This is a genomic window from Streptomyces sp. ALI-76-A (assembly GCF_030287445.1).
In the GTDB taxonomy this organism is placed as follows: Bacteria; Actinomycetota; Actinomycetes; order Streptomycetales; family Streptomycetaceae; genus Streptomyces.
Window position 1 is genome coordinate 410,257 of sequence record NZ_JASVWB010000004.1, and the last position, 13,827, is coordinate 424,083.

A 13,827-nucleotide genomic window follows, 5' to 3' on the forward strand; every position below is an offset into this window, starting at 1 on the left:
GCCGGCTCGCTCGCCGGCGGCTCTGCAATTCAGTGGGCCCGGTCGGGGACGACGCCTACGGCGTGCCGGGAAGCCGGACCGTGACGACCAGGCCGCCGGCGGGGCGGGGGACGAGGTCGAGCTTCCCGTCGTGCGCGCGGACGACGCTGTGCACGATGGCCAGGCCGAGCCCGACGCCGGCGTGTTCGTCGGTGCGTACCCGTTCCGTTCCCCGCTGGAAGGGTTCGGTCAGGGTCGGTACCAGTTCCGGTGGGAGCCGGCGGCCCGTGTTCTAGACCTGGATCACGCTCGTGTCGCCGTGCGTTCCAGCAGCTCTTCGGCGCTGACGACCCCGCCCTCGGCGGCGACGAGGACGTCCAGCACGGCGAACTGCTTGCGGGTGAACGCGACATAGCGTCCGTCGCGGAAGACCTCCCGGCGGAAGGGGTCCAGCCGCAGGCCCGCGATCTCGCGGACCGGGGGCCGGGCGTAGGCGCGTCTGCGGTCGAGTGCCCGCAGCCGCAGGACGAGTTCCCGCAGCTCGAACGGTTTGGTGAGGTAGTCGTCGGCGCCGAGCCCGAACCCGGACGCCTTGTCGTCGATCCGGTCGGCCGCGGTGAGCATGAGGATCGGCATGCCGCTCCCGGAGGCGACGATGCGCCGGGCGACCTCGTCGCCGGAGGGGCCCGGGATGTCGCGGTCGAGGACCGCGAGGTCGTAGGAGTTGACACTGAGCAGCTCCAGGGCCGAGTCGCCGTCGCCGGCGATGTCGGCGGCGATCGCCTCCAGCCGCAGTACCGTCCCGTGGACCATGCCCACCTCTGCCACCGACGTCCGCCACGCCGACGTGCCGCCGGCGGCACGCCGACGGAGCGCCAGCGCCCACACCACCAGCGCGGCCAACGGCATCGTGACCAGCGTCATGAGCACCACACCATTGAACGTGTCGTAGCACCCGTGCCACCGCCCGGCCATGCACACGGGAGCCGCCATCGTGAGCGGCCGCCGCAGGACGAACACGGCGCTCGCCAGGCCGAGGACCGCCAGGCCGAGAAGCACGATCCCCCGTGTGCGGCGAGGGGATGCTGACAGGGGTGCCTTGGAGTTCATGCCCCCATTGGAGTCGGAGGGCCGTTGCGGTGGCGTATCCGGATTTCGATACGCCCGCGATACACGGGATCTCCGGCATCGGGGGACTGGCGCACGGCTGCGTCGGGTCGGCCGAGCCGCCGGTGGGCGCGGACAGGTCGCGGTCTACGAGCAGACCTCGTTCTGGGCGCGGGTCGTCGAGCCGGGCACGGCTTGCGCCGAGAGCGGGTGGCCGCGCCTCAGGCCGGCTTGCGCCGAGAGCGGGGTGCCCGCCTCAGGCCGGCTTGCGCCACACGGAGATGTGCTTCGTGGAGTCCTGGGTGAACGGTGTTCCGTCCCAGTCCGCGACGCGACGTTCCCGTTCGAGCCCGGCGATCCGGGCCATCAGGTCGAGTTCGGCCGGCCAGGCGTACCGGTGCCGGGAGCTGTCGCGGCGGTGGCGGCCGTCGTCGCCGTCGCGGGTGACGTGGTGCGAGACGAGTATCTGCTCGACCAGGTCGAAGGTGTCGAAACCGAGATGGTCCTCGGAGACGTCGAACGGCACCGCTGCCTGGCCGGGCGGCAGGAACCGCAGCGGTGGCACGCCCAGCTCGATGACGAATCGGCCGCCGGGCTCCAGATGCCGTGCGGCGTTGCGGAAGCACTCGACCTGCTCGTCCTGCGTGAGCAGGTTCGAGATGGTGTTGTACACGAGATAGACCAGGGTGAACTCGCCGGGGACCACGGTGGTGGCCATGTCCCCGATGGTCACCGGCAGCTCGCTCTCCTCGATCTTGTTCCGCAGGACCGCCGCCATGTGCTCGGACAGTTCGATGCCCACGACCGGCACGCCGCGTTCGCGGAGGGGGACGCCCACGCGTCCTGTTCCGATGGCGAACTCCAGCGCCCGGCCGTCTCCGGCGAGTTCGGCGAGGAAGTCGAGAGTCGGTCCGAGGACGGCAGCCGAGGAGAGCTCGGTCTCCTCGGCGTCGTAACGGTCGGCGGTCGCACGGGTCCACAGTTCACTGCTCGTCACGGGCGGCCACTCTGCCGGTGACGAGAGGCGCTGTCGACTTGTTTTGTCGTGCACCGACGGGCATATCGGGAGTCCCCCGCGGGAGTCGGGGTCAGCGCGGCGGCGGGCCGGGCCAGACGGCGGAGGCGTCGTCGCGGTGCGGGGTGGGCAGCCGGACCGGGCGGACGGGGACGGGGCGTGCGCGCCCTTCGGTGACGGCGGTCCATGGCGTGGGGTGCCCGGAGTAGCAGAGGGTGGTGAGGACGAAGACGTTGTCGGCGTAGACCTCGACGTACTCGCCGATGGTGAGGACGCGCAGGGTGGTGGCGGGCTCGGTCAGCACGGTCTCGCCGAGCGGGATGCCGTCCGGGCCGGTGATCCGGAGGTTCTTGCCGTCGCAGCCGACGGAGAGGGCGGAACGGTCGCCGCCCGGGGTGTCCGTGCGCAGGGTGATCTCGACCGTCCCGGTGACGCCGATGTCGCCGACCGCGTGCAGGGCGGGGCGGTCGGTCTCCTCGCCGAGCCAGGCGTCCAGACCGGGCCACCACTCCAGGCGGGGAGCCGAATCGCCGTCCGTCACCAGCGACTTCGGCTGGGCCAGCATGCCGCGGCAGCGTTCGCCGGTGTCGCTGAGGCCGACCCGGCGGGGGGTGGTGTGCAGCACGACGCGGGAGCCGTCGGGCGCGGCGATCACCCGAGGGGCGTAGGCGCCGCCGGGTCCGAGCGGGCCGCGCCGGGTCCAGGGGCCGCGCAGGCTCGGGGCGGTCCACGCGTCGAAGCCGCGGGTGGCGCCGATGGAGCCGAGAAGCAGCCAGCTGCCGTCGTCGAGGCGTTCCAGTACCGGGCACTCCAACTCGTCGGCGTCACCGGGGGAGACGAGCGGCGGCTGGACGGTCCAGTGCTCCAGGTCTTCGGAGGTGGCCCAGGCGACGCAGCCGCTGACCTCCACCGGGAGGGAGGCGTCGCTGGCGCAGACGACCATGACCCAGCCGTCCGACGCGTCGTCGCGGACGACGAACGGGTCACGCCAGCCCATGCGTTCACCGGTGCGGTACCAGCGCGGGTCCGCCTCGGCGACCGGCCCGGTCCCGTGGCGCCGCCAGGCCGTGCCGTCGGTGCGGTCGGAGTACGCCAGCCCGACCGACTGGAGCGGCCAGCCGCCCGGCGTGAGACCGGAGACGCCGGTGTAGAACATCGCCATGCCGGCGCCGTGCGAGACGGGGTGCATGGTCCACACGGCCTGCTGGTCGAAACGGCCGGGCAGGCCGTTGCCGAAGGCGGTGCCCTGGGGCTGCCAGTGGACCAGGTCGGGGGAGGTGGCCCGGCCGTACGAGGTCTCCATCCGCAGATGGTCGAACTCCGGCGTCCAGGGCCCCTGGAGGTGCAGCACCGCGTACGTGCCGTCCTTGTCGCGCAGCAGGGCGAAGTCGTTCACGCAGAGGCCGGGCGGGGCGTATCGCATGCACAGTTCCTGTCGGCTCCACAGCGCCCAAACGTGTGCGCTGACGCTCGATAACAAAAAGGTCTCTTGAGGATCGGCCCAAGTAAATATGAACGCAAACGCTTGCGCAACAAGGTGGGCGGGTTTACGGTCACGTCACCCACAGATCACACCGATGTGAAACCAACGGGAGGAATGCGCCGTGACGGCCAGCATCACCGATGTCGCCCGCGCCGCCGGAGTCTCGGCGTCCACCGTGTCCCGCGCGCTGCGCGGACGGCCGGGGGTCTCCGAGGAGGTGCGGACGCAGATCGCGGCCGTCGCCGCCCGGCTCGGCTACACCGCCTCACGGTCCGCCTCCAGCCTGGCCAGCGGCCGCACCTTCACCATCGGAGTCCTCGTCCCGTACGTGGGCCGCTGGTTCTTCGGCACCGTGCTGGACGCCGCCGAGCGCGAGTTCAGCGCCGCCGGGTACGACGTACTGCTGTACAACCTGGGCTCACCGGAGACACGCAAGCGCTTCTTCACCAAGCTGCCGGTCCGCAAGCGGGTGGACGCCGTGCTGTCGCTGCTCATCCCCGACGAGGAGGAGTCGGCCGCGTTGCGCTCACTGGGGGTGCCGCTGGCCACCACGGTCGGCGGCACCCGGCCCGGCTTCACCGTCGTCGGCATCGACGACCGGGCCGGCACCGAGAGCGCCGTACGGCATCTGGTGAACCTCGGCCACCGCCGGATCGGCATGATCAGCGGGGCCAGCGGGCCGCTGCACTGGACCACCCCCGTCGAGCGGCGCAACGCCTACCTGGACGTCCTGGCCGACGCCGGGATCGCACACGATGCGGCCCTGGAGGCGGACGGTGACTACACCGTCGAGGGCGGCGAGCGGGCCATGACCGAGCTGCTGGCCGTCTCCCGGCCGCCGACGGCCGTGTTCGCGCAGTCCGACGAGATGGCGATGGGCGCCCTGCGCGCGCTGCGGCGTCACCGGCTGAAAGTACCGGAGGACGTCTCCGTCGTCGGCTTCGACGACCACGAACTCGCCGACGTGGTCGGCCTGACCACCGTCGCCCAGCCGGTCGCCGAGCAGGGCGCCGAGGCCGCCCGGCTGCTGCTGCGTCAGCTGGACGAGCCCGGTACCGAACCACCGGCCGAGCAGGTGCAGATGCCCATCCGCCTGGTCCTGCGCGAGACCACCGCCCCGCCGCGCCCACGCGGACCGCAGTAACCCCCCGAACGCCACCCTCACAGCCTGAAAGCACGCCGCCACTTCCCACCCTCGCCACAGCACGGAGGCACAGCCATGAGTCCGACCAGCAGAAAGTACCGTCGCACGGCCCGTACGGGCCTGGCCCTCGTCCCCCTGGTGGCGCTGGCCGCCTGCGGCTCGGGCGGCGGTACCGACGCCTCCGCCGAGGCCGGAAGCGGCAAGGGCACCATCAGCGTCTGGGCCCACCAGGGCCAGAAGAACGAGACCAGCGCGCTGCAGAACGCCGTGAAGTCCTTCAACTCCTCGCAGAGCGAGATCAAGGTCGACCTGAAGCTGATACCCGAGGCCGACTACACCAAGACCATCACCGCCACCGACGCCGCCGAGCTGCCGGACGTGATGGAGTTCGACGGCCCGACGATGGCCAACTTCGTCTACAACAAGAAGCTCGCGCCGATCGACACGTACGTCTCCGCCAGGACCATGGACAACGCCACCGACGCGAACAAGGCGCAGGGCGAGGTCGACGGCAAGCACTACGGCCTGGGCATGTTCGACTCCGGGCTCGGGATCTACGGCAACAAGAAGCTGCTCGACGCGGCCGGCGTGACGTACCCGACCGGCCTGTCCGACGCCTGGACCGCCGAGGAGTTCACGGCCGCGCTCAAGGCGCTGAAGGCCAAGGACGCCGACGGCAAGACCCTCGACCTTCAGGAGAGCGGCGGTTACGCCAACGAGTGGGGCACCTACGGCTTCGCCCCGATCGTGTGGTCCGCCGGCGGTTCCCTGCTCAAGGACGGCAAGGCGGAAGGCGCCCTCGACACCCCGGCCGTGGTCTCGGCCATGAAGACCTTCCAGTCCTGGAAGACCTCCGTCGATCCGAACACCGACGGCAACGCCTTCGCCAAGGGCCGGGTCGCGCTGAGCTGGGTCGGGCACTGGATGTACCCCGCGTACAGCGAGGCCCTCGGTGACGATCTGGTGGTGCTGCCGCTGCCCGACTTCGGCAACGGCCCCAAGACCGGCCAGGGGTCGTGGGCCTGGGGCATCGGCGCCGACACCAAGAACGCCAAGGCCGCCGGCGCGTTCCTGGACACCCTCCTGGACGACGCCAACGTCACGGCGATGACGACGGCCAACGGGGCGGTCCCCGCCACCAGGACCGCGCTCGCGAAGAGCAGCCTCTACAAGCAGGGCGGCCCGCTCCAGCTCTACGCCGACCAGCTCGCCAAGCCGTGCGGCGACAGCGACATCACGAAGTCCTGTGTCGCCGTGACCCGCCCGGTGACCGCCGGCTACCCCGTGATCACGTCGAAGTTCAGCGAGGCCCTGAACTCCGTCTACGGCGGCGCCGACCCCAAGAGCGCCCTGGAGAAGGCCGCACGCGCCATCGACCGGGACTTCTCCGACAACGCCGGCTATCAGATCCCGTAGGACCCATCGGCCGGGGCGGGCCCGCTCACAGCACGCCCGCCCCGCCGGGAACAGGACCTTCCCGTGACATTCGTGGAACCCGCGCCCGCCGCGCCGCCCGGCCAGGAGCAGGACCCATCCGTGAAACCCGCAGCGTCGGCGCGACCGGCACGGCCGGGCCGCAAGAACCGCGACTGGCCGCACGGACTCCTCATGTCCGCCCCGGCCGTCGTCGGACTCATCGTCTTCGTCGGTGTGCCGTTCGGCTACGCCGTGGTGCTCTCCTTCTACAACGTCCGCCTCGGCTCGCCGCTGGAGCCCACCTTCTTCGGCCTGGAGCAGTACCGGCGGCTGTTCACCGACCCGGACCTGTCGGGCCCGTTCCTGCGGGCCCTGCTGAACAACCTGACCTTCGCCGTGGTCGTCGTACCGGTGCAGACGGCCCTGGCGCTGGCCCTGGCGATCCTGCTGAACCGCAAGCTCAAAGCGATCGGAGTGTTCCGGTCCCTGTTCTTCCTGCCGGTGGTCTTCCCGATGGCACTGGTCGCCGTGATCTGGCGCCTGATCCTGGCCCGCAGCGACCAGGGCATGCTCAACTCGGCGCTGGACGCGGTCAGTCTCGGCAACTGGGGCGCCTTCGACTGGCTCGGTGACGGCGCCACCGCGATGGCCTCGATCATCGTGCTGTCCGTCTGGCAGGGCGTCGGCTTCCAGATGGTCATCCTCCTCGCCGGACTCCAGCAGATCCCGGGTGAGCTGTACGAAGCCGCCGAGCTCGACCGCGCCGGGCGCTGGCAGCAGTTCCGCCACGTCACCCTGCCCGGCATCCGCGGCACCCTGGTCTTCGTCGCGATGCTCACCTCGGTGCTCTCCTTCCGGGTCTTCGACCAGGTCTACGTCCTCGTCCGCGGCGGCGGCCTGGACGAGGACGCCACCCGCACGGTGATGTACCAGGCCGTCACCACCGCCTTCGACCAGAACAACATCGGCCAGGCGTCCGCGATCACCGTCGTCTTCTTCCTGATCGTCGTCGTCCTGACGCTCATCCAGCGCCGCGTCGTCCGGCCCGCAAACGAGGACTGATCCATGAGCGCGACCACCACCCCTACGCCCCTGCGCCGCTTCATGGACTACGCCGTACTCAGCGTGCTGGCCTTCGTCTTCGTACTGCCCGTGATCTACCTGTTCCTGGGCAGTCTCAAGCCGTCCGACGAGGTCCTCGACGGCCTGTCCGGCTTCCTCCCGACCAACCTGTCCTTCGACAACTACTCCGCCGTCCTCGACAGCCTCAACTCCGACAGCACCGGCTACTTCTGGCGCTTCATGGGCGTCTCACTGCTGCTGGCGTTCGTGGTGGTGACCGGCGGACTGTTCGTCAACTCGATGGCCGCGTACGGGCTCTCGCGGCTGAAGTGGCGTGGCCGGGAAGCGGTCTTCACGCTCGTCCTGCTGCTGATGCTGGTCCCGTTCGAGTCGGTGGCCGTGCCGCTCTTCTACATGTTCAACGACCAGCGCGACACCCTCCCCATCCTGGCGCTCCCGTTCATCGCCAACGCCTTCTCGGTCTACCAGTTCCACACGTTCTTCCGCACGATCCCGCCGAGCATCGAGGAAGCGGCTCGGATCGACGGCGCGGGTCCCTGGCGCACCTTCTTCGCGATCATCATCCCGATGTCGAAGCCGGCCTTCGCCTCCGTGGCGATCCTGACCTTCCTCATCCAGTGGGGCTCGTTCCTGTGGCCGGTGCTGATGGTCTCCGACCCGTCGGTCCGCCCGCTGCCGCTGGAGATGAGCGTCTTCCAGGGTCAGCAGCCCGCGGACTGGGGACAGATCCTCGCCTTCGGCGTCCTCCTGGTCCTGCCCGTCCTGGTGGTCTTCGCCTTCTTCCAACGCTGGTTCGTCCAAGGTGTGGCCAGTTCCGCCGTCAAGGGCTGAGCGAGAGCGGCCGACTCTCCGCCTCGGCCGCCTGGGCCGCCTCGGCCGCCTGGGCCGGCTCATCCGCCTCGGCGGCTCCCCCGGGCGGCCTGCTTCAGGTGCGGTCTTCAGGCGAGTCGATCTCCTGGCCGACGCCGGAAATCGGGTAGGTCACCGCGGGGCGGCGTGCCCAGGATCGCGGGCATGGCACTGCGACTTGTCCAGATCGCGGTGAACGCTCGGGACGACTCCGCGCTCGGCCGGTTCTGGGCCGAGGCGCTCGGCTGGAGCACCTCCATCGAGGAACCCGGAGTGACCAACCTCGAACCCGAGGGATTCACCTGTCCCGACCCCGTCGCCGTCTGCATCGACATCATCGTCGTCCCGGAACCCGAGACCGTGAAGAACCGCGTCCACCTCGACCTCCGGCCCTACCCCGGTGACGATCGAGCGGCGGAGGCGGCCCGACTGCGGGCCCTCGGCGCCACCGACATCGATCTCGGCCAGGGCCACGTGTCGTGGACCTGCCTCGTCGACCCGGAGGGCAACGAGTTCGACATCCTCGCTCCGGGCTGACGTCAGTCGAAGAGGGCGATGAGTCCGTTCACCCAGATGGCCAGCATCCCCAGGACCGCCACCAGGCATCCGCCCCCGGTCAGGCATCCGCCGAGTGACGGCTTCTCGGCGTCCGGCTCGTCGTCCCGAGCGGAGGCAACCGTGTCCCAGTCGACGGGGTGCCCCACAGCCTGGGCACAGGCCGTCCGTACCGCTGTCAGCTGCTCCAGGGCGAAGGCGGACCGGGCCGACGACTCGGGCCCACGCCACGCGAGAGCCCTCATACGCTGCTGAGGGGTCCGGTATCTCGCCTCGAACGCGGAGGTCTCCACCACGTCCCGGTCCTCTTCGAGGTACATCCAGCGCCCTGCCTCGGCGGGCTCGCCGTACAACCGGTACACCTCGGCCAGTCGGCGGCGCAGCGGCAGGTCATGGGGAAAGGACGAGACCAGACCGCGCAGACGCTGGCGCGCCATGGGCACGCGGCCCGAGGCCAGGTCCGCGTCCACGCGAGCAAGGGCGTCCATCAGTGGCATGACTGCATGATCGCCCACGCAGGGGGACCTTTCGACTCCTTTTCCGCCCGGACGGCCGGGAGCCTGGCGCACGCCCGCCGGTACGCGCTCCGCCCGGAGCCGTTGGCGGATCCCGACGCCTGGCTCGCGTCGTACCGGCTGGGAACCGAACGCCGCTCGAGGCGGCCGGAGGGCCGCCCGAGCCGACGGACCGGCCGCTGTCCGGCCGGTCACCGGGGAGCCGGATCGATGCCTTCCTCCGGCGGGACGGTCACGTCGACCCTCATGTCGTAGTCGGTGACCGGACTCCGCGATCCGCGATCCGCGACGCCGATCCGCACCCCCCGGCCGACGCGCTCTCAGACGCGCCGTCGTCCCGCCGCTCCGCGGGAGATCGCGGCCAGCACGGTGCCCACCCCGAGGACGACCAGCCCCCGCCACCACACCTGAGCCTCGATCTGGGTGGCGAGCACGACGCATGAGGCCGCACCCAGCACGGGCAGCACGGTCGGGGCGCGGAAGTGGTCGTGCTCGCCGGGGTCACGCCGCAGGACCAGGACGGAGACATTGACCAGGACGAAGACCACGAGCAGCAGCAGGACCAGCGTCGAGGCCAGGGTGGCGACGCTCCCGGTGAGCGCCAGGAGGACGGACAGGGCGGTCGTGGCCGCGATGGCGACCCACGGCGTGCGGCGGCCGGGCAACAGCTTCGTCAGCTGGGCCGGCAGCAGCCCGTCGCGGGCCATGCCGAAGGCGAGACGCGAGGACATGATGCCGGTGAGCAGGGCGCCGTTGGCGACGGCCACGAGCGCGATCGCGCTGAACAGACGGGCCGGCACCCCGCCCGCCTCCTTGACGACTTCGAGGAGGGGCCCGCTCGACTCCGCCAGCCGGTCCGTCGGAACGGCCGCCGACGCGGCGAGACCGACCAGCACGTACACGGCTCCGGCGGTGACGAGAGCACCGAAGAGCGCGCGGGGGTACGAGCGCCTGGGGTCACGGGTCTCCTCGGCGACGTTCACGGACGTCTCGAAGCCGACGAAGGAGTAGTAGGCGAGCACCGAGCCGCTCAGAACGGCCGCGGCGGCACCCTTCTCGGGTGTGCCCAGCCGGGTCAGCCTCCCCGGGTCGCCGTCGCCCCGCAGCAGGAGCCAGGCGCCGAGCCCCACGATGACCAGCAGTCCGCCGACCTCGACGACGGTGGCGATGACGTTCGCCCGGGTCGACTCCTTGATGCCTCGCGCGTTCACGACAGCGAGCAGCAGGAGGAAGACCACGACGACGGCACCCACGGGCAGGGTGACGAAGGCCGACAGATAGTCACCGCCGAAACCGCGGGCGAGGGCGGCGACCGAGACGATGCCGGCCACCAGCATGCAGAACCCCGCGATGAATCCGGCGAAGGGGCCGAACGCACGGGTCGCGTAGTGGGAGGCGCCGCCCGCCTGGGGATACTTCGTCGCCAGTTCCGCGTACGACGCCGCGGTCAGCAGCGCCAGCAGGAGCGCGACGAGCAGGGGCACCCACACCGCTCCGCCCGCGTCCGCGGCGATCTGCCCCACCAGGACGTAGACCCCGGCGCCCAGGACATCCCCCAGGATGAAGAAGTAGAGCAGCGGAGTGGTGAGGGCCCGCTTGAGGCCCGACGGGGAGGTGACGGACGGCGGCTGTTCGGTGGCTGACGACATGCGGCCCAAGTCCCCCGCACAACGGAAAACACTCCCTCGCCGACAGCGCGCTCCTGTGGCTGTGGACAGGTATCGGTGCTGGTGAGGCCGAGGACGCCTTGTCCCGTGAATGACGAGCGGACAGCGGCCACGTGTGGACCGTCTGAGCGCGGCTCGTACGGATCGTCGTCCTCTCGGCCCGTCCGGCCGATCCCCGTGGGCCGCCACCCCTCCCATCCGCTTCCGCCTCCCGGACGCCACTTCCGGCCGGTGCGACCGAAATCCGCAGGGGTGACCGTCACCCACCTGTCCTGGGCCGTACGGGGCGTCGTCGTCGCCGGCCGACCGTCAGAACATCCCGAGTGCGGCATCCGGTCGGTGGGCCGCGTCGACCCCGGCGGCTCGATCTGCGCTGCCGGCCGTACGCCTTCGTACGTCTTCGTGTGCCGTCATGCGCCGACGGCAGGGGGAGGGGGCTGCGAAGTCTCCGCCCACCGTTGAGGCCGCCCGACGCCGGCGCCGGGGCGCCGAGCTGGTGAACAGCCGACCGACGTGGGGAGTGCGCGCCGTGTTCGTCCAGGGGACGGGCAAGGTTCAGGACGCGTACCCGCGCACGCGGAGGGGGAGTGCGCCCCACGCGCTCCCCCCGTGCTCCCGGCGGGATTCGGCCGAAATAGGTGTCGGGACCTGGCCGGGTGTCCGGAGGGGTGACAGTCGGCTGCCGAGATCTCGATCAACGTCCCACGGTGACGAGCCACCTTTGAACCGCGCATTCCGCTTCTGTGTTGCCGTGCCGTTACGGCCGTGGTGGTCAATCTCTGTGCAGGTGAGACGAGTTACGAGGTCTCTGCGCTCAAGGGGAATAGCAGGTTCTGCATGTGTGGCTGTTTAGTCATCTGGTCCTGGGGCACGCGTGGGAGCGGCGAAGCAAGGCCGGAACCCTCGTCGACGGGTTTGGTTCGGGCTGCGCGGAAGCCGTGCGAGATGGCTTGCCGGTATGGCCCCCGTTCAACTCGAGGGGGTTGCCCTCGGTTGACCCACCGTGAAGACTGTCGCCGAGTTCGACCGGGTCGAAGGTGCTCGTTATGCGTATGGCCTCGCCTTACCGGCGGGGATGCGTGGCCTCGTATGAGTTTTCGAACGTCTGGTCCTGGCCGAGGGCCCGACATGCGTGAAGGCAAGGGCAACTCGCCGTGCGACGGCTGCGCGGCACGTTCACTGGAGATGTGTGATGTCGGCTTGGTGCGCATGGCGAGTACCGCCGTTTGTTCAGAGGCGGGCGTGGAGCCGATATGGCCCGCAACGCAATTGTTGACGCGTATGACTGAACTCGCTGACGCACGGCGGACGGTTTTCCGAGCCGGCCCGAGCGACGTCGGATTCCGGAGCGGCGTCGGGTTCCGAGGCCGCTGAAGCGAGACTCCGACTGCTCACCGCTCTGAGCCGTCGGCCGCTTCGCTACCCGCGTAGAGCTGCTGCCGTCAGGCGCGGACCAGGTCACACCCAAGGCCCGGGTCCGGGCTGCCTGAGGCTCCGTCGACCGTCCCGCATGTGGATGCGCTGTCCCCGCGTTCCGCACGAAGGAGAAAAGGTGACCGGCAACCCACCGACACAGGAGCGCTTACCCTTCGAAAGACTGAGTGAACGATGGCAGTCCTTACGCGCATTCGGAGCGGCTCATTACGACGAGCGGCAGGGCGCGTGGCGGGTGGTGGACTACCAGACCGTGTCCGCGATTCTCGCGGATCCTCGGACGTACTCCTCCGACTTCTCGTCCATCGCGCCCACCCAGGAGGACTTCGAGCTCTTCCGGCAGGGCAATTTCGTCGGTATGGACCCGCCGAAGCACCGCGAACTCCGGACTCTCGTGAGTCAGGCATTCACTCCCCGCGTGGTGCAGGGATTGGAGCCGCGTATCGAATCTGTGTGCGGTCGCCTGCTGGATGACGTCGCCGATTGCGACCGGTTCGATCTGGTTGACGCGCTCGCGTACCCGTTGCCCATCATCGTCATCGCCGAACTGCTCGGTATACCGGCCGCCGACCACAAGCTTTTCCAGGAGTGGGCGGCCGTTCTCTTCAGCGGTGACGAACTGGGCGAGGCGCCCGACATGGCCGACCTGGAACGCGCCCTGAATACCATCGCTCCCACCGTGCGGCAGATGAACGGCTACGTCCTGGACCACATCCGGCGTTGTCGAGCCCACCCCGGTGACGATCTGACCAGCAAGCTGGTGGCCGCCGAGGTGGACGGCGTGCGCCTGGAGGACCAGGAGATCGTCGGGTTCGTCGCGCTGCTGCTCGTCGCCGGGCACATCACCACGACGGCTCTGCTGGGCAACGCCGTCGTCACCTTCGACCGGCACCCCGGCGCGCTCCGCTCGCTGCGCGCCGACACCGGCCGGCTGCCGGGCGCCATCGAGGAGGTGCTGCGGTGGCTTCCCCCCTTCGCGGAACTCGGCCGGCGCACCACGCGGCCCGTGGTGATCGGCGGTCAGGACCTCCCCGAGGGCACGATGGTGGTGGCTCATCTGGGCGCCGCCAACCGCGATCCCGCCCGCTTCGACGCGCCGGACGTCTTCGATCCGAACCGCGATCCCAATCCGCATCTGACCTTCGGTCACGGCATCCACTTCTGCTTCGGTGCCCCCCTGGCCCGGCTGGAAGCGCGGATCGCGCTGCGGATGCTGCTGGAACGTTTCTCCAATGTGAGTGTCCCCGACTACGGCGAGGTCACCTTCCAGAACCCGGCCGTCATCGTCGGCGTACGCCACCTGCCGGTCGAGGTCGCAAGGCCGTAACCCGCACGGACACACACCCGCACCACGCGGACACACACCCGCACGGACACACACCCGCACGGACACACACCCGCACGGACGCACACGCGCACCGAACGAACGCACACCCCCATCGCACGGACGCACACCCGCACCGACGCGCAGGGCCGTACCCGCTCCTCCCCACCGGCCCTCGTGTCACGTTCCTGGAACGCAGTCACTGGGAGTCCCCTTCACATGCCGTACCCCACCGCCGCTTCAGTCGTCGCCCCGC

Annotated in this window: 10 protein-coding genes and 2 pseudogenes; 6 read left to right on the plus strand and 6 right to left on the minus strand. The window is 70.2% G+C overall.

Annotation, left to right across the window (positions count from 1 at the left end; all coding sequences use genetic code 11):
• Positions 1-55: 55 nt before the first annotated feature.
• The 4 genes and pseudogenes from QQS16_RS38380 to QQS16_RS38395 all read right to left on the minus strand — a co-directional run.
• Positions 56-271, minus strand: a pseudogene (locus QQS16_RS38380) (sensor histidine kinase); the annotation flags it as partial.
• Between the two features lie 29 nt (positions 272-300).
• Positions 301-792: pseudogene (locus QQS16_RS38385) on the minus strand (response regulator transcription factor); the annotation flags it as partial.
• Positions 793-1,342: 550 nt separating this feature from the next.
• Positions 1,343-2,083: a class I SAM-dependent DNA methyltransferase gene (locus QQS16_RS38390; protein ID WP_286067206.1), complete on the minus strand. Its 741-nt coding sequence runs from the start codon at positions 2,081-2,083 to the stop codon at positions 1,343-1,345.
• A gap of 91 nt (positions 2,084-2,174) precedes the next feature.
• Positions 2,175-3,524, minus strand: coding sequence for a glycoside hydrolase family protein (locus QQS16_RS38395; protein WP_286067207.1), 1,350 nt, complete (start codon positions 3,522-3,524; stop codon positions 2,175-2,177).
• Between the two features lie 181 nt (positions 3,525-3,705).
• Here QQS16_RS38395 and QQS16_RS38400 point away from each other — a divergent pair, with 181 nt between their 5' ends.
• From QQS16_RS38400 to QQS16_RS38420, 5 genes are all read left to right on the plus strand, one after another.
• The gene (locus QQS16_RS38400) at positions 3,706-4,728 is read left to right on the plus strand and encodes a LacI family DNA-binding transcriptional regulator (RefSeq protein WP_286067208.1); all 1,023 of its coding nucleotides are present in this window, start codon (positions 3,706-3,708) and stop codon (positions 4,726-4,728) included.
• Positions 4,729-4,803: 75 nt separating this feature from the next.
• Positions 4,804-6,144 carry an ABC transporter substrate-binding protein gene (locus QQS16_RS38405; RefSeq protein WP_286067209.1) on the plus strand — a complete coding sequence of 447 codons (1,341 nt, stop codon included), beginning with the start codon at positions 4,804-4,806 and terminating at the stop codon, positions 6,142-6,144.
• Between the two features lie 63 nt (positions 6,145-6,207).
• Positions 6,208-7,206 carry a carbohydrate ABC transporter permease gene (locus QQS16_RS38410; RefSeq protein ID WP_353479744.1) on the plus strand — a complete coding sequence of 333 codons (999 nt, stop codon included), beginning with the start codon at positions 6,208-6,210 and terminating at the stop codon, positions 7,204-7,206.
• A 3-nt stretch (positions 7,207-7,209) separates the two neighbouring features.
• Positions 7,210-8,058 (plus strand): carbohydrate ABC transporter permease, encoded by an 849-nt coding sequence (locus QQS16_RS38415; RefSeq protein ID WP_286067211.1) that lies wholly within the window; start codon positions 7,210-7,212, stop codon positions 8,056-8,058.
• Positions 8,059-8,241: 183 nt separating this feature from the next.
• Complete coding sequence (locus tag QQS16_RS38420; protein ID WP_353479745.1) at positions 8,242-8,613, plus strand: VOC family protein; 372 nt, start codon at positions 8,242-8,244, stop codon at positions 8,611-8,613.
• Positions 8,614-8,615: 2 nt separating this feature from the next.
• On the opposite strand, the gene QQS16_RS38425 is transcribed toward QQS16_RS38420, so the two are convergent.
• Positions 8,616-9,128 carry a DUF6584 family protein gene (locus QQS16_RS38425; RefSeq protein ID WP_286067212.1) on the minus strand — a complete coding sequence of 171 codons (513 nt, stop codon included), beginning with the start codon at positions 9,126-9,128 and terminating at the stop codon, positions 8,616-8,618.
• 338 nt (positions 9,129-9,466) lie between these two features.
• On the minus strand, positions 9,467-10,795 hold the full coding sequence (locus QQS16_RS38430; RefSeq protein WP_286067213.1) for an APC family permease: 1,329 nt from the start codon (positions 10,793-10,795) through the stop codon (positions 9,467-9,469).
• Positions 10,796-12,365: 1,570 nt separating this feature from the next.
• On the opposite strand from QQS16_RS38430, the gene QQS16_RS38435 reads away from it, so the two are divergent.
• Complete coding sequence (locus tag QQS16_RS38435; RefSeq protein WP_286067215.1) at positions 12,366-13,574, plus strand: cytochrome P450; 1,209 nt, start codon at positions 12,366-12,368, stop codon at positions 13,572-13,574.
• Positions 13,575-13,827: the final 253 nt, after the last annotated feature.

Bases quoted from the DNA above. Each gene is read 5' to 3' on its own strand.
- QQS16_RS38395 (WP_286067207.1), bottom strand. From the start codon at position 3,524: ATGCGATACGCCCCGCCCGGCCTCTGCGTGAACGACTTCGCCCTGCTG.
- QQS16_RS38405 (WP_286067209.1), top strand. From the start codon at position 4,804: ATGAGTCCGACCAGCAGAAAGTACCGTCGCACGGCCCGTACGGGCCTG.
- QQS16_RS38415 (WP_286067211.1), top strand. From the start codon at position 7,210: ATGAGCGCGACCACCACCCCTACGCCCCTGCGCCGCTTCATGGACTAC.
- QQS16_RS38420 (WP_353479745.1), top strand. From the start codon at position 8,242: ATGGCACTGCGACTTGTCCAGATCGCGGTGAACGCTCGGGACGACTCC.
- QQS16_RS38425 (WP_286067212.1), bottom strand. From the start codon at position 9,128: ATGCCACTGATGGACGCCCTTGCTCGCGTGGACGCGGACCTGGCCTCG.
- QQS16_RS38430 (WP_286067213.1), bottom strand. From the start codon at position 10,795: ATGTCGTCAGCCACCGAACAGCCGCCGTCCGTCACCTCCCCGTCGGGC.